At 66.3% G+C, this 14,958-nt stretch carries 12 protein-coding genes; 3 read left to right on the forward strand and 9 right to left on the reverse strand.

Annotation, left to right across the window (positions count from 1 at the left end; all coding sequences use genetic code 11):
- Positions 1 to 12: 12 nt before the first annotated feature.
- Genes ruvC through pdxT form a run of 3 tightly spaced genes read right to left on the reverse strand, consistent with a single transcriptional unit; the run spans position 13 to position 2,113 of the window.
- The gene (gene ruvC, locus ACFVTE_RS13720) at positions 13 to 591 is read right to left on the reverse strand and encodes a crossover junction endodeoxyribonuclease RuvC (protein ID WP_003800677.1); all 579 of its coding nucleotides are present in this window, start codon (positions 589 to 591) and stop codon (positions 13 to 15) included.
- Between the two features lie 31 nt (positions 592 to 622).
- Positions 623 to 1,378 carry a YebC/PmpR family DNA-binding transcriptional regulator gene (locus ACFVTE_RS13725; protein WP_387101206.1) on the reverse strand — a complete coding sequence of 252 codons (756 nt, stop codon included), beginning with the start codon at positions 1,376 to 1,378 and terminating at the stop codon, positions 623 to 625.
- 3 nt (positions 1,379 to 1,381) lie between these two features.
- A complete protein-coding gene (gene pdxT, locus ACFVTE_RS13730) occupies positions 1,382 to 2,113 on the reverse strand; it encodes a pyridoxal 5'-phosphate synthase glutaminase subunit PdxT (protein ID WP_387101208.1) in 732 nt (243 codons plus the stop codon).
- Positions 2,114 to 2,203: 90 nt separating this feature from the next.
- On the opposite strand from pdxT, the gene ACFVTE_RS13735 reads away from it, so the two are divergent.
- From ACFVTE_RS13735 to ACFVTE_RS13745, 3 genes are all read left to right on the forward strand, one after another.
- Positions 2,204 to 3,493, forward strand: coding sequence for a MurT ligase domain-containing protein (locus tag ACFVTE_RS13735; RefSeq protein ID WP_387101210.1), 1,290 nt, complete (start codon positions 2,204 to 2,206; stop codon positions 3,491 to 3,493).
- The gene (locus ACFVTE_RS13740; RefSeq protein WP_387101212.1) at positions 3,490 to 4,242 is read left to right on the forward strand and encodes a type 1 glutamine amidotransferase; all 753 of its coding nucleotides are present in this window, start codon (positions 3,490 to 3,492) and stop codon (positions 4,240 to 4,242) included. The genes ACFVTE_RS13735 and ACFVTE_RS13740 overlap by 4 nt, the downstream gene beginning before the upstream one ends.
- A gap of 74 nt (positions 4,243 to 4,316) precedes the next feature.
- Positions 4,317 to 6,329 (forward strand): M3 family metallopeptidase, encoded by a 2,013-nt coding sequence (locus tag ACFVTE_RS13745; protein WP_387101214.1) that lies wholly within the window; start codon positions 4,317 to 4,319, stop codon positions 6,327 to 6,329.
- A gap of 152 nt (positions 6,330 to 6,481) precedes the next feature.
- On the opposite strand, the gene pdxS is transcribed toward ACFVTE_RS13745, so the two are convergent.
- From pdxS to ACFVTE_RS13775, 6 genes are all read right to left on the reverse strand, one after another.
- Complete coding sequence (gene pdxS / locus ACFVTE_RS13750; protein WP_387101215.1) at positions 6,482 to 7,408, reverse strand: pyridoxal 5'-phosphate synthase lyase subunit PdxS; 927 nt, start codon at positions 7,406 to 7,408, stop codon at positions 6,482 to 6,484.
- A 138-nt stretch (positions 7,409 to 7,546) separates the two neighbouring features.
- The gene (pgsA, locus tag ACFVTE_RS13755) at positions 7,547 to 8,167 is read right to left on the reverse strand and encodes a phosphatidylinositol phosphate synthase (RefSeq protein ID WP_387101216.1); all 621 of its coding nucleotides are present in this window, start codon (positions 8,165 to 8,167) and stop codon (positions 7,547 to 7,549) included.
- Positions 8,157 to 8,744, reverse strand: coding sequence for an HIT family protein (locus tag ACFVTE_RS13760; protein WP_387101218.1), 588 nt, complete (start codon positions 8,742 to 8,744; stop codon positions 8,157 to 8,159). The genes pgsA and ACFVTE_RS13760 overlap by 11 nt, the downstream gene beginning before the upstream one ends.
- Before the next feature lie 20 nt (positions 8,745 to 8,764).
- Positions 8,765 to 10,729, reverse strand: a complete 1,965-nt coding sequence (thrS, locus tag ACFVTE_RS13765; RefSeq protein ID WP_387101459.1) for a threonine--tRNA ligase — start codon at positions 10,727 to 10,729, stop codon at positions 8,765 to 8,767.
- Positions 10,730 to 10,932: 203 nt separating this feature from the next.
- On the reverse strand, positions 10,933 to 14,475 hold the full coding sequence (locus ACFVTE_RS13770) for a DNA polymerase III subunit alpha (protein ID WP_387101220.1): 3,543 nt from the start codon (positions 14,473 to 14,475) through the stop codon (positions 10,933 to 10,935).
- Positions 14,472 to 14,837, reverse strand: a complete 366-nt coding sequence (locus ACFVTE_RS13775) for a DUF6504 family protein (protein WP_387101222.1) — start codon at positions 14,835 to 14,837, stop codon at positions 14,472 to 14,474. Before ACFVTE_RS13775 ends, ACFVTE_RS13770 begins: the two co-directional genes overlap by 4 nt.
- Positions 14,838 to 14,958 lie beyond the last annotated feature (121 nt).

The following is a 14,958-nucleotide window of genomic DNA, read 5'->3' on the forward strand; positions in this document are numbered from 1 at the left end:
GGCCGGCGACATTCAGCGCGCACGGCGCGCCTTCGCCTCAGCCTCGGCCCAGGCGCGCTGGGCGGGGGTCAGCGACTGGCTGCCGGGACCGGTGGTGGCCACGGATGCACCGCTGCCAGCCCGCCAGGCGTGCGTGATGGCGAGGGCCAGCGCGTCCGCCGCGTCCGCCGGACGCGGCGGCGCATCGAGCCGGAGAATCTTGGTGACCAGCTTGGTGACGGCCTCCTTGTTGGAGGAGCCGCTCCCGGTCACGGCCGCCTTGACCTCCGACGGCGTGTGCAAGGCCACCGGGATGCCGCGCCGGGCCGCGGCCGCGATGACGACGCCGGACGCCTGCGCGACGCCCATGACCGTGCTGACATTGAGCTGCGAGAAGACCCGTTCCACCGCGAGCACGTGCGGCTCGTAGCGGTCGAGCCAGTCGTCGATGGCGAGGGCGATCACCAGCAGCCGCTGGTCGAGCGTTTCCTCGGGGGATGTTCCCACCACGCCGACGGCCACCATGGTGGCGCGGCGGTTCTTTTCGACGTCCACCACGCCGATGCCGCAGCGGGTCAGCCCGGGGTCGATACCCAGTACGCGCAGCGTCACGTGCAACCGCCCCGGTCCGCCACGCGGAAGATCACTCGGCTTCCAGGGCTGCCTGAACTTCGTCGCTGAGGTCAGCGTTGCTGTAGACGTTCTGGACGTCGTCGAGGTCCTCGAGGGCGTCAACGAGCTTCATGAACTTCTTGGCGGCGTCAAGGTCCAGCGGCACCTCCATGGAGGGCACGAACTCGGCCTCGTCGGTGTCGTAGTCGATGCCGGCTTCCTTGAGCGCGTCGCGGACGGCCTGCAGGTCCTTCGGGTCCGAGTGGATCTCAAAGTTGTCGCCGTTGTCCTTGACTTCCTCGGCACCGGCGTCCAGCACGGCCATGAGGACGTCGTCCTCGGTGAGGTCGTTCTTAAGCAGGGTGACAACGCCCTTGCGGGTGAACAGGTAGCTGACCGAGCCGGGGTCGGCAATGGTGCCGCCGTTGCGGGAGATGGCCAGCCGCACCTCTGATGCGGCGCGGTTCTTGTTGTCGGTAAGGCACTCGATCAGCAGCGCCGAACCCTGCGGGCCACGGCATTCGTACATGATTTCCGTGTAATCCACGACCTCGCCGGTGAGCCCGGCGCCGCGCTTAATGGCGCGGTCGATGTTGTCGTTCGGAACCGACGTCTTCTTGGCCTTGGTAACGGCCAGTTCGAGTCCCGGGTTACCCGCGAGGTCCGGGCCGCCCATGCGGGCCGCGACTTCGATGTTCTTGATCAGCTTGGCGAACGACTTTGCCCGGCGGCTATCAATGATGGCCTTTTTGTGCTTGGTCGTTGCCCATTTGGAGTGGCCTGACATGCTTTACGCTTCTCCTCTGATCATGCGGATAAAAAGTTCATGCACGCGCTTCTCCCCTGTCACTTCCGGATGGAAGGAGGTAGCCAGCAGCTGGCCTGAACGCACTGCAACAATTCTAGCTGTCCCCTGCAGACCGGCCGCGTGGGAGGCGTGCTCCTGGTCGGCCGGCTCCACCTGCGCCAGGACCTCAACGCCCGGGCCGACACGCTCCACCCAGGGGCCGCGGATGAACACCGCGTGAACCGGAGCCACGCCCTGCTCTGTGGCGCTGAACTCCAGGCCCTTGAAGTCGAGGTCGGTCTCGAAGGACTCGCGCTGCCGGCCGAAGGCGTTGCGGCGCACCGTGATGTCCAGGCCGCCGAACGTCTGCTGCGGGTTTCCGGCGAGGTCTGCCGCGGGGTCGGCGATGTCGTGCGCCAGCAGGATCATGCCCGCGCAGGAACCGTACACCGGGAGGCCGTCGGCGATCCGCTGCCGCAGCGGCCCGGCGAGATCGAAGGCGCGGGCAAGCTTGTCGATGGCCGTCGACTCGCCGCCGGGGATGATGAGCCCGTCGAGTCCTTCGAGCTCGGCCGGGCGGCGGACGCCCACGGCGGCGGCGCCGGCGGTCTCGACCGCCCGGAGGTGCTCACGGAAGTCACCCTGGAGTGCCAGAACGCCGATGCGCAGGCCGGACCCGGGCTTTTCGGCCACGCCGGCCGGGCGCGGAAGGGCGCTGGAAAGGGAATTGGTCATCTAAACAGCATAGTGTCCCGGCACAAACCGACGTTCCCGCCGTCGGGGGCCCGCCACATTGCATGCCGCTGCTGGGATATATTACAGAGCATGTTTTCCCTCAGCGTTCCGCTCGGCAAGTTCGTTCGCCGGGTTTCCCGGCTCAGGGGCGGAGGCTCTGCATTCCCCGGCCTGGTGGTCGAAAAAATCGACCCCGGCTTCATGCAGCGGACCCTGTCCACCCTTCCCCACGGCGTGGCCGTGGTCAGCGGCACCAACGGCAAGACGACCACCACCAAGATGGTGGTGGAGCTGCTGGAAAGCCAGGGCCTGAAGGTGTTCACCAACCGCACCGGCAGCAACTTCACCCGGGGAGTCGCGGCCGCCCTGCTCGGCGAGGTCGACTGGCGGGGACGGCTCGACGCCGATATCGCCGTGCTGGAGCTGGATGAGGCCCACGCCGTGCACTTCGTCAACCGGGTCCCGCCGCGCTACAGCCTGCTGCTGAACGTCCTCCGCGACCAGCTGGACCGTTTCGGTGAGATCGACAAGACCGCCCAGCTCCTCCAGCACATCGCCTCCAAGACCACCGGGACCGTCGTGCTCAACCGCGAGGACCCGCGGGTAGCCCGGATCGCCGATACGCTGCACGGTCCCGAGGTCCTCTACTTTGGCCTGGACGACTCCCTGCTTGGCACCTTCCCCAGCGACGATGAACTCCGCGCCGGGCCGGGCAGCCCCGTGCCCGCGGTGCCGGAACGGCCCCGGGCCGACGTCGTGCTCCGCCGGGTGGGTGCCGATGACGCCGATTTTGAGTACGACGGCGGCACGGTCACCACCGGGATGAAGCTCCGTGGCGTCTACAACATCTTCAACGCAGCGGCTGCGCTGGCCCTGGCCCGCAGCATCTGCGGCAGCGGCGCCGCCACGGCCAATCACGGCACCCTGCTCAAGGCGCTCTCCGAGGTGGCACCGGCGTTCGGGCGCGGCGAAAGCCTGACCGTGGACGGGCTCCCGCTGGATCTGGTCCTGGTCAAGAACCCCAGCGGTTTCCGGCTGGGCCTCAAGTCGTTCCCCTCCGGCGGCTACGCCACGATGATCGCCATCAATGACAACTACGCCGACGGCCGCGACATGTCCTGGCTGTGGGACGTTGATTTCGACTCGCTGCGGGCGGAAGGCGTGGACCAGGTCACCGGCTCCCGGGCCTACGACATGGCCCTGCGCCTGCAGTACGACGAAGTGCAGATCGGGGCGGTGGACACCGATATCCCCGCCGCTCTCGCCGACTTCATCCGCAAGGGCAAAGGCAAGCCGAAGCGGGTCTTCTGCACCTACACCTCGATGCTCGCCATCCGTCGTGAGCTGTCCAAAATCACCACAGTGGAGGTGGTCTCTTGACCCCCGATTCGGCCGCCGGCACCACCGCGTCAAAGGGAACCATCCGGGTCCTGCAGCTGTACCCGCGGGAAATGAACATCTACGGCGACTGGGGCAATGCCCTGGTGCTGCAGCAGCGCCTCAAGTGGCACGGATACACGCCGGAACTGCTCGAGTACAACGTGGGCGACGAGTTCCCGGAGGGCGTGGACATCATCCTGGGCGGCGGCGGACAGGACAGCGGCCAGCTGGTCATCCAGGACGACCTCCAGTCCCGGGCCGGCCTCCTCAAGGGGATGGCCGAGGAGGGCACGCCGATGCTCATGATCTGCGGGCTGTACCAGCTGTTCGGGCGCTTCTTCAAGACCCGCTCCGGATCGGTCATTCCGGGCATCGGGGTTCTGGATATTGAAACCCACGGCACGGATGAGCGGCTGATCGGCAACGTCAAGGTCACCACGGCCGAGTTCGGCGAGGTGCTCGGCTACGAAAACCACAGCGGCCAGACCACCCTGGGCCCCGGCGTCGAGCCTTTGGGGACGGTGGCGAAGGGCACCGGCAACAACAGCAGCGACGGCCAGGAGGGCGCCCGGTACCGCAACATCGTGGCCAGCTACCTGCACGGTTCCCTGCTGCCCAAGAACCCGGCCATCGCCGACTTCCTGATCCGGACCGCCGTCGAACGCAAGTACGGAACCTTCGCTCCCGGCGAACCGGACGACCACTACGCAGTCCTGGCCCGCGAGCACGCGGCCCGACGGCCGCGCTAGGGAGCGTCACGGAGCACCCGCAGGTCGCACGCCAAAACATTGTGCACCGCCGGACTGCATGAAAGGGTTGCTTCATGACCAATCCCCTCCTGTCCCCCAGCACCCTGCCCTTCGGTCTGCCGCCGTTTGCCGACATCGACGACGCCCACTATGCCGAGGCGGTGGAGGCCGGGCTCGCCGAACACCTGGCCGAGATCCAGGCCATCGCGGACAATCCCGCGCCCGCCACGTTCGACAACACCGCGCTGGCCATGGAGCGGTCCGGCCGCCTGCTGGACCGCGCAGCGGCTTCGTTCTTCACCCTGGTTTCAGCCGACGCTTCCGAGGCGATCAGGAAGCTGGAGACTGAACTGTCGCCCCGGTTCGCCGCCCACCAGGACGCCGTCTACCTCAACCGGGCGCTGTACGAGCGGTTCACCGGTGTGGACACCGCGGGCCTGGACGCCGAAGCGGCACGGCTGGTGGAGGAATACCTCAAGGAGTTCCGCCAGTCCGGTATCCAGCTGGACGACGCCGGCCAGGACCGGCTCCGTTCTCTCAACGCCGAGCTGTCCCGGCTGGGCACGGAGTTCGGGCAGCGCGTCAAGGAAGCGATGAAGTCCGCCGCCCTGCTGCTGGACACCGCCGAGGATCTCGCCGGACTCCCCGCGGACGAGATCGCCAGCGCCGCGGAGGCTGCGCGTGTGGCCGGCCATGACGGCAAGTTCCTCCTGACGCTCATCCAGCCCAGCAACCAGCCCGCCCTTGCATCGCTGGACAACCGGGACGTGCGCCGGCGGCTCTTCGAGGCCTCCGTGGCCCGCGGCAGCTCCGGCGGCGATCTCGACGTCCTCGACCTCGTGAAATCCATGGTCCGGCTCCGCGCCGAAAAAGCCGCCCTGCTCGGCTTCGCAAACTATGCCGAACTGGTGGTGGACCGGCAGACGGCGCCGGACTTCAGCGCCGTACGGACCATGCTGAGCCGGCTGGCGCCCGCCGCCGTCCGGAACGCCGACGCCGAGGCTGCCGCCCTGGCCGAGAGCGCGGGCCACCCTCTGGAGGCGTGGGACTGGGCCTACTACTCCGCCAAGGTACGGCGGGAACGGTACACCGTGGACGAGCAGGCGCTCAGGCCCTACTTCGAGCTGGACCGCGTGCTGACGGATGGTGTGTTCTTCGCGGCGACCTCGCTCTTCGGCGTCACCTTTCACGAGCGCACGGACCTCGCCGGCTACCACGAGGACGTCCGGATCTGGGAGGTCCGGGACGCGGACGGCACTGAGCTGGGGCTTTTCCTTGGCGACTACTACACCCGCGAAACCAAGCGGGGAGGCGCGTGGATGAATTCGCTGGTGGACCAGTCGGCGCTGCTGGGTACCAGGCCCGTGGTCATCAACAACCTGAACATCTCCAAGCCGCCCGCCGGGGAGCCCACGCTGCTCACCCTCGATGAGGTACGGACCGCGTTCCACGAGTTCGGCCACGCCCTGCACGGGCTGTTCTCCAGCGTCACCTACCCGCGTTTCTCGGGCACGTCGGTGCCGCGGGACTTCGTGGAGTACCCGTCCCAGGTCAACGAGATGTGGATCATGTGGCCGGAGGTGCTGGCCAACTACGCCCGCCATCACGCCACTGGGGAGCCGCTGGCCCAGGACATCGTCGACCGGCTCAACGAGTCCCGACTGTGGGGCGAGGGGTTCGCCACCACGGAGTACCTCGGCGCTGCGCTGCTGGACCTGGCCTGGCACGTTCTGGACGCCGACGGCGTTCCGGAGGACGCCCTGGAGTTCGAGGCGAAGGCCTTGGCTGCCGCGGGAGTGGCGCATTTGCTGATTCCGCCGCGGTACCGGACGGGCTACTTCCAGCACGTCTTCGCCGGCGACGGCTACGCTGCGGGCTATTACTCCTACATTTGGAGCGAAGTGCTGGACGCCGAAACCGTGGACTGGTTCACCGAGAACGGCGGTCTCACCCGGACCAACGGCGACCGCTTCCGCGCGGAACTCCTCTCCCGCGGCAACAGCCGGGACCCGCTCGACTCGTTCCGCACGCTGCGAGGACGCGACGCCGCCCTGGAGCCGCTCCTCAAACGCCGCGGCCTCGAATAAAATTGGAGTTTTTGTCCATTTGTCGCGACTTCGAGGGCCTCTAAGTCCCATTAAGTGGACAAAAACTCCAAGGCATAGAAACGACGACGGCGGCGAGTCACTCAACCGAGGTGACTCGCCGCCGTCGTAGTAACAGAAGCGCAAGGCGCGATTTACCAGCCGCGCTCGGCGAGGCGGTGCGGCTGCGGGATTTCGTCGACGTTGATGCCGACCATGGCCTCGCCCAGACCGCGTGAGGCCTTGGCGATGACGTCCGGGTCGTCGAAGAAGGTGGTGGCCTTCACGACGGCGGCGGCGCGCTGGGCGGGGTTGCCGGACTTGAAGATACCGGAACCGACGAACACGCCGTCGGCGCCGAGCTGCATCATCATCGCGGCGTCGGCCGGGGTGGCGATGCCGCCGGCGGTGAACAGCACCACCGGGAGCTTGCCGGTGGCGGCAACTTCCTTGACCAGTTCGTACGGGGCCTGCAGTTCCTTGGCCGCGACGTACAGCTCGTCCTCGGGCAGGGCCGCGAGCTTGGCGATCTCGGCGCGGATCTGGCGCATGTGTCCGGTGGCGTTGGAGACGTCCCCGGTACCGGCCTCGCCCTTGGAGCGGATCATGGCCGCGCCCTCGTTGATGCGGCGCAGTGCCTCACCGAGGTTGGTGGAACCGCAGACGAAGGGAACGGTGAAGTTCCACTTGTCGATGTGGTTGACGTAGTCGGCCGGGGTCAGGACCTCGGACTCGTCGATGTAGTCCACGCCGAGGGACTGCAGGACCTGGGCCTCGACGAAGTGGCCGATGCGGGCCTTGGCCATGACCGGGATGGACACGGCGTCGATGATCTGGTCGATCATGTCCGGATCGGACATGCGGGACACGCCGCCCTGGGCGCGGATGTCGGCCGGGACGCGCTCAAGCGCCATAACGGCAACGGCACCGGCATCTTCGGCGATGCGGGCCTGCTCGACGTTGACGACGTCCATGATGACGCCGCCCTTGAGCATCTCCGCCATGCCGCGCTTGACGCGGTTGCTGCCAGTCACGCTGTTGGCGGACGAGCCGGCTTCGTTGCTTACATCAGGTTTAGACACAAAAACCCCTATGGGTAGCTAGATGACCTTCGCCGGCAGTGCAGGCGGCAAGGACATGCCGTTTTTGCACACACCGGATTACCGGATCCATTGACCGGGCAGTCCTAATACTAGTCCCACCACGGCAGCCCGGCTTAATCAGGTTTGTTCGGAGTCTTCCAGCGACTGGACGCGGACGGCCAGGACGCGCTGGACGACCGTCACAAGGCTCGCCGCGGCCAGCAGCACCAGGGTGGCCAGCAGCACCACGGGCGGCAGTCCGACACCGGTCAGGCCGGTGATCACCAGGACGGAAACCAGCCGTTCAGCACGTTCGGCAATGCCCACATTCGCCTGGAAGCCGAGGGATTCGGCCTTCGCCCGGACATATGACACCACCATGCCAAGAACAAGGCAGACGACGGCGGCAATGGCTATGGGGGCGTCCGCACCGCCGGTGAAGAACCAGATGGCCAGGCCGGCAAAGAGGGCACCGTCCGCCAGCCGGTCCAGGCTGGAGTCCAGGAAATTGCCCCAGCGGCCGCCGAGGTTCTGCATCCGGGCCATGATGCCGTCGATGACGTCGGAAAAGATAAACGCCGTGATGAAGACGGTTCCCCAGAACAGATGGCCGAGCGGATAGAACACCAGGGCCCCCACCACCACGCCGGCCGTGCCCACAATGGTGATGGCGTCCGGCGAGACACCCATTTTCAGCAGCCAGCGTGCAATCGGGGTAAACAGCGCGGTAAAGAACCCGCGGGCATGCCTATTCAGCATGCGTCTCCCCGGGCCAGGCGTCGGCGACCTGCTGGCGGACCTCGTCGAGGGTCTGGGTGATCGCCTTGGTCTGGGCGATGATCGGGAAGAAGTTTCCGTCCCCGCCCCAGCGCGGCACGATGTGCTGGTGCAGGTGCCCCGCGATGCCGGCCCCGCCCACAACCCCCTGGTTCATGCCCAGGTTGAAGCCGCCGGGATTCGCCACTTTCCGCAGCACCCTCATGGCGGTCTGCGTCAGCTCGGCGAACTCGGCGGTCTCCTCCACGGTCAGGTCCGTGTAGTCGGGGACGTGGCGGTAGGGGCACACCAGCAGGTGGCCGGGGTTGTAGGGGAACAGGTTCAGCACCACGTAGCTCGTGCGTCCGCGGTACACGATGAGGGACTCCTCATCGGTGCGCGCGGGCGCGATGCAGAACGGGCAGTCGTCCTGGTTCTTGAACTGGTGCTGCCCGCCCTTGATGTAGGCCATGCGGTGCGGAGTCCACAGCCGCTGGAAGGCATCCGGAACGCCGGCGAGGCCAAAATCGTCCGTCACCTCCGCGTCGCCCGGATAGCCCGACCCTGTGTTGTCCTGCACGTGTTCCCCCTCCGCCGCGGCTAGCTGGTCCGGTTGCGGACGGCGTCCACGATCCGCCGGACAGCCTCTTCGACGGGCACGCCGTTGTCCTGGCTCCCGTCCCGGAACCGGAAGGAGACCGCACCCGCTTCGGCGTCCTCACCGCCGGCGATCAGCACGAACGGGATCTTGTCCTTGCTGGCCGTGCGGATCTTCTTGGGGAACCGGTCCGAGGAAATGTCCACCTCGGCGCGGATGCCGGCGGCCTTGAGCTTGTCGACGACGTCGAACATGTAGTCATTGAAGGCCTCCGCCACCGGGATGCCCACCACCTGAACAGGAGCGAGCCAGGCCGGGAACGCACCGGCATAGTGCTCGGTGAGGACGCCCATGAACCGCTCCACCGATCCGAACAGGGCCCGGTGGATCATGACGGGACGCTGGCGGGTGCCGTCGGCGGCCTGGAACTCGAGTTCGAAGCGTTCAGGCAGGTTGAAGTCGAGCTGGATCGTGGACATCTGCCAGGTGCGGCCCAGGGCATCCTTCGCCTGAACCGAGATCTTGGGTCCGTAGAACGCAGCTCCGCCCGGGTCCGGAACAAGCTCCAGCCCGGAGGCTTCGGCCACTTCGGCCAGGGTGCGGGTGGCTTCCTCCCAGGTGGCGTCGTCGCCGACGAACTTGTCCTCGTTCTTGGTGGACAGCTCGAGGTAGAAGTCGTCAAGGCCGTAGTCCTTGAGCAGGCCGAGGACGAAGTTCAGCGTGGTGGTGAGCTCGTCCTTCATCTGCTCGCGGGTGCAGTAGATGTGGGCGTCGTCCTGTGTCATGCCCCGCACGCGGGTCAGGCCGTGCACCACGCCGGACTTCTCATAGCGGTAGACCGAGCCGAATTCGAACAGCCGCAGCGGCAGTTCGCGGTAGGACCGGCCGCGCGAGCGGAAGATCAGGTTGTGCATGGGGCAGTTCATCGGCTTCAGGTAGTAGTCCTGGCCAGGCTTGCGGACGGTCCCGTCCTCATTGTGCTCCGCGTCGATGTGCATCGCGGGGAACATGCCGTCGCGGTACCAGTCCAGGTGGCCGGAGACCTCGTACAGGTGCCCCTTGGTGATGTGTGGTGTGTAGACGAACTCATAGCCGGCGTCCACGTGGCGCTGCCGGGAGTAGTCCTCCATGGCCTTGCGGATGATGCCGCCCTTGGGGTGGAAGACCGGCAGGCCCGAGCCCAGCTCGTCCGGGAAGGAGAACAGGTCCAGCTCGGCGCCCAGCTTCCGGTGGTCGCGCCGCTCGGCCTCGGCGATGCGTTCCTGGTACGCCTTCAGGGCATCCTTGGTGGGCCACGCGGTGCCGTAGATGCGCTGCAGCTGCTGGTTGTTCTGGTTGCCCAGCCAATACGCGGCCGAGGACCGGGTCAGGGCGAAGGCGTTGGAGATGAGCTTCGTGTTGGGCAGGTGCGGGCCGCGGCACAGGTCGCACCAGAGGCTGTCCCCACTCTTGCGGTCGACGTTGTCGTAAATGGTGATGTCGCCCGCGCCCACTTCGACGTTGACGCCTTCGCCGGCATCGGCGGCGTCATTCTTCTTGCCCAGCAGTTCGAGCTTGTACGGCTCGTTCTTCATCGCTTCGCGGGCCTCGTCCTCGGTGACGACGCGGCGGACGAACTTCTGGTTCTGGTTGACGATCTTGAGCATCATCTTTTCCAGCTGGCGCAGGTCCTCGGGGGTGAAGGGCTCCTCGACGTCGAAGTCGAAGTAGAACCCGTCCGTGATGTACGGACCGATGCCCAGTTTGGCGTCCGGGCGCAGCTGCTGCACGGCCTGTGCCATGACGTGGGCGGTGGAGTGGCGCAGTACGTTGAGCCCGTCGGGGGAATCGATGGTGACGCCTTCAACCTCGGCACCCTCGGGAAGGGGCTGGTCCAGGTCCTTGAGTTCGCCGTCGACCCGGGCCACAACGACGTCGCGGCGCTCAAAGAAGAGTTCCGCGCCGGTGGTCCCGGTAGTCACCTTCATTTCTTCGCCATCGACGATGAGGGTGATCTGCTGGGCATCTGACACGGGTGTCTCCTATTCAAAGTTCAGGCTTCGTAGCTTGTGGCGTACGGGGACCACAGCCAGCCTCGTCAATGTTATCTGTTGCTGAAGCGGCCAACCAAAGCGCCACGGCGGCGGCCAGGCGGAACACCGAGGAGTCCAAGTGGAAATGGACGGCCGGGTCAGCTTCCCAGTCCGGTGATAGCGAGGTTCCTGCCGATGCCTTCCAGTGGCCCCGGCTGCCTGATTTCCTCAGGCACAGCGGTCCGTGCAGATTCAGGGAACGGCAGGGTTTCCACCTGGCTGAGGTCCCATGCCATGCTGGCGCTCAGGCTGATGCCACGCGGGCCCGTCCGCCTGGTGGTTCCCCGGATAAGCAGCAGCCGGGTGCCGAACAGCAGCGGGCCGGCGTGCTCCTGCGCCTCGTGGAAGAACACGGAATCCACGCACCCGGTGCCGTCGTCGATGCTGATGAAGACCACCCTCCTGCCGCCGCGCATGGGCGGGGTCTGGGTGGCGATCCTCACCCCGGCCACCAGGACCTCCGTGCCGTTGCGCAGCCCCAGCAGCTTGTCCGCGGTGGTGACGCCCAGCCTGTCCAGGAGCGGCCGGTGGCTGGACATCAGGTGCTCGCTGACGTCAACTGCCATCAGGTCAAGTTCCGCCCGGACGTTCTCCACTGCAGTGGGCTCCGGCAGTTCTGCCTTGACATTCCGCAACTCGACATCCCCGAGCGGCAGCGCGAGCTGCCCCTCAATGATGTCGGCACCCTTCCTGGCAGGTTTGTTCTGCAGGCTCTGGAGGTGGTGGACAAGGTCTGCCCGGTTGGCTGTCCCGCCGGATTCCCGGTGCAGGGTGTCAAAGGCACCAAGCTGGGCGAGCCGCTTGATGCTGGGCTTGCTCAGCCTTGAGCGTGCCCTCAGGTCAGCCAGGGAGTCATAGGGCTGGCCGGCAACGATCCGCTTCAGTTCCGTACCGGACAGCCCGAAGATGCCGTTGAGGCTCAGCCGGATGCCCAGCTTTCCCTTGTCCGGCCCCTCGGCGACGCGCTCAACCCGGTATTCCGCCCCGCTGCGGTTGATGTCCAGCGGGAGGATGGGGATTCCCATGCGGCGTGCTTCTGCCACCAGGAGCCGCTTCGGGTACATGCCGGGATCGTGTTCCCACAGGCCGGCGAGGAACGCTTCCGGATGGTGGGCCTTCAGCCAGGCCGACTGGTAGGTGGGCACGGCAAAGGCGGCGCCATGGGCTTTGCAGAACCCGAAACTGGCGAACGATTTCAGGGTGCCCCAGACCTTGTCCACGACGTCCGGCTTATATCCCCTGGCTTTGGCCTCGCGGCGGAAGAACTCCTCAACCTGGCCCTCCTTGGCTTCGTTGCTCAACGCCCTGCGGAATTCGTCGGCTTTAGCCAGCCCGCAGCCGGTCATCACATCGAAGGTCCGCAGGATCTGCTCATGGAAGACCGTCACCCCGTGGGTTTCCTGGAGCACCGGCTTCAGGTCCGGGTGCGGGTAGGTCTCCGGCGCGAAGCCGTGCCTGTGTTCGAGGAAGGGCCGGACCATGTCAGATTTCATGGGGCCGGGGCGGAACAGGGAGATGTCGATGATGAGGTCGTTGAATTCACGCGGGGCCATCTTGCCCACCAGCTCCCGCTGGCCCGGAGACTCAATCTGGAAGCACCCCAGGGTGTGGGTGCTTCTGATCAGCTCATACGTCGGCTCATCATCCAGGGGCACGGTATTGAGGTCGATCAGCCCGTCCTCGGTGATGTAGTCGGGTCCATTGCCGCCAGGGCTAACGGGATGGGCTCCGGCTGCCACCACTTCTGCCTTGGAGGGATGGATGCGGATGATCTCCCGGACAGCAAAGGCCATGGCGCTTTGCATCCGAACGCCCAGAACATCAAGCTTCAGCATGCCCATGGGGTCCATGTCGTGCTTGTCGAACTGGCTCATTGGCAGGCCAAGGCCGCTGGGCTGGACGGGGGTCCGGTCCAGCAGGGTGGCATCACCGAGGATCACGCCGCAGGGGTGCATCGAGATGTGGCGCGGAAGGCGGTCAAGCCGTTCGGTGAGGTCCACCAGCAGGTCCAGCTGCTGGTTCTCGGTGAAGTCCCGCTGTTCCACCCGTCCGGCGAACTCGCGGAGTTCCGGCTTTTCCTCCAGGGCCTCCCGGAACTTCCGTGCCGAGAAGCGCCACAGCTGCTTGGCAATCTCGCCGACATCGCCTTCGTCCATTCCCAAAGCCATGCCGGCGTCCCGCACCGCACCGCGAGCGCGGTACCCGTTCTGCATGCTCATCAGCGTGACGCGCTGCGAGCCGAACCGGTCAAAGATCTTGCGGTAGACGTTGTGCCGCTCCGCGCTTTCCACGTCGATGTCGATATCAGGCAGGGTGGACCTGTCGCCGGAGAGGAACCGTTCGAAGATCAGGTCATGCTGGAGCGGGTTCACCTGGCTGATGTCGATCAGGTAGTTGACCAGGCTAGAAGCCCCCGATCCACGCGCTGCCGCCCTCACACCCATGTCCAGGATCATGCGGGAAACCTCGGCGACAGTGAGGAAGTACGAGGCAAAGCCGAGGCGGGCGATAATCTTCAGCTCATGCTGCAGCCGGGCGCGCATGTCCGCTTCCGCCTTGCCCGAGATGCCGGGGAAGCGCCGCGCAATTCCCGCCTCGCACCGCTGGGCAAGTTCTGCCAGCGGATCCCCTTCAATGCCGATGACGGCGGCCTCGGGGACCACCGGCTGCTTCCAGCCCATGTCAGACTCGGGATCCATGCGGCAACGGTCCGCGAGCGCCTCAGTCTGCGCGAGCAGCACCTGGAGGTCAGCGTTGCCGTAGCCGGCTGCATGGATAATTTCCTTGCCCAGCTCCACCATTTGGTCCGGGGTTTTCAGCCAGCCCTGCCCGTTGGGCTGAAGCAGCGGCGCCGCGGAGAGCTCGGGAAGGGACTTCAGCGTGCGGGCCGAATCCAGGACGTCCGCGGTGGCGGCCCCGTCCTCCTCGCAGTAACGGACTGCGTTGGTAAGTACGGCCGGCACGCTGAACTCCTGCGCCAGCTTGAGCATGCGGACCGCATGGGCCGTGCTGAGGGGCTCCCCCGGTGCGCTGAGGTGGGTGACGATCTCCGCTGCAACGCTTCCGGCCGGCATCGCATCCAACCAGCCCTTGAACAGCGTGCGGGGCCGGAGGTACCGCCGGCCGCCCAGCGCCAGGCCGACGTCGGAATCCGGGCCCAACAGAACGGTGAGCACCGGCTTCAGGGTTTCCGGGTCCAGGACACGGGAGGCGAGTTCAGCCCTGGTGACGGCGACCGGAACAGTTCCTCCCGCCTTGCCCGTGGTGCGGGCATGCGCATCGGAGATAAGCCTGCACAGGGCTTTGTACCCCGCACCGTCATTGTGTCCGTGCGCAAGTACAACGACCCGACCTGCGACTCGGTCCGCCGAATACCGGGCTTTGGCACCCCGGACATCAGGCAACCCGCCCCCGTGGTCTCCCTCGTCGTCGAACACAGAAAGATCGACGCCGACCACGGGATCAATCCCGGCGGCCATGCATGCTTTGAGGTGCTTGACTGTGCCATACAGGCCGTCGCGGTCCGTGCACCCCAGGGCGGTCGCGCCATGGGCAGCTGCCGCCTGGGCGAGTTCATCCGGCCAGGAGACGCCGTAGTGTGCGCTGAAGGCGGTGGAAACGTGTAGGTGAGTGAAGCTCATGCTGATTTGTGCCGGAGTGCGTCTCTGGGTTTGAGGGCGTCGTGGATCCGGAGCAGCCGCCAGCGTCCGCTGCCGGTATGCCGCACCAGGTCAAGGGTCAGGGGTTCAGCCGGTTCTGCAGCCGGAGTTTCCGGCGGGCTGTTTCTGCCGGCAGGCAGGACCTGCACCCGCCAGATCTCATGGTCCACAAGCCCGGGGCCGCTTCCCAGCGGGGCACGCCGTTCTTCGGCCCACCACTGGCGGCGTTCGTACCAGCGCAGGGGTTCAGCGCAGACACTGTATGCCCTGCCGCCCCACCGGAGCTCCGCCGGCTCACCGGTAGGTGCGCAGACGACGTCGACAGACTCGCTGAACGTTCCCATGGGTGCCTCCGGATACCAATCCCATCCTGCGGATAATACGCAGGCATTCGAATATGTATTCGAATAGATCCAGTCTACGCCGGGCCGGAGACAAAACCTAGATGGGTGTGGACGGACGGCG

Source organism: Arthrobacter sp. NPDC058097, from assembly GCF_042884885.1.
GTDB lineage: Bacteria > Actinomycetota > Actinomycetes > Actinomycetales > Micrococcaceae > Arthrobacter.

Coding starts and splice junctions, on each gene's coding strand:
- pdxT (WP_387101208.1), bottom strand. CDS start 2,113: ATGACCAATTCCCTTTCCAGCGCCCTTCCGCGCCCGGCCGGCGTGGCC.
- ACFVTE_RS13770 (WP_387101220.1), bottom strand. CDS start 14,475: ATGAGCTTCACTCACCTACACGTTTCCACCGCCTTCAGCGCACACTAC.
- thrS (WP_387101459.1), bottom strand. CDS start 10,729: ATGAAGGTGACTACCGGGACCACCGGCGCGGAACTCTTCTTTGAGCGC.
- ACFVTE_RS13745 (WP_387101214.1), top strand. CDS start 4,317: ATGACCAATCCCCTCCTGTCCCCCAGCACCCTGCCCTTCGGTCTGCCG.
- ACFVTE_RS13725 (WP_387101206.1), bottom strand. CDS start 1,378: ATGTCAGGCCACTCCAAATGGGCAACGACCAAGCACAAAAAGGCCATC.
- pgsA (WP_387101216.1), bottom strand. CDS start 8,167: ATGCTGAATAGGCATGCCCGCGGGTTCTTTACCGCGCTGTTTACCCCG.
- ACFVTE_RS13775 (WP_387101222.1), bottom strand. CDS start 14,837: ATGGGAACGTTCAGCGAGTCTGTCGACGTCGTCTGCGCACCTACCGGT.
- ACFVTE_RS13735 (WP_387101210.1), top strand. CDS start 2,204: ATGTTTTCCCTCAGCGTTCCGCTCGGCAAGTTCGTTCGCCGGGTTTCC.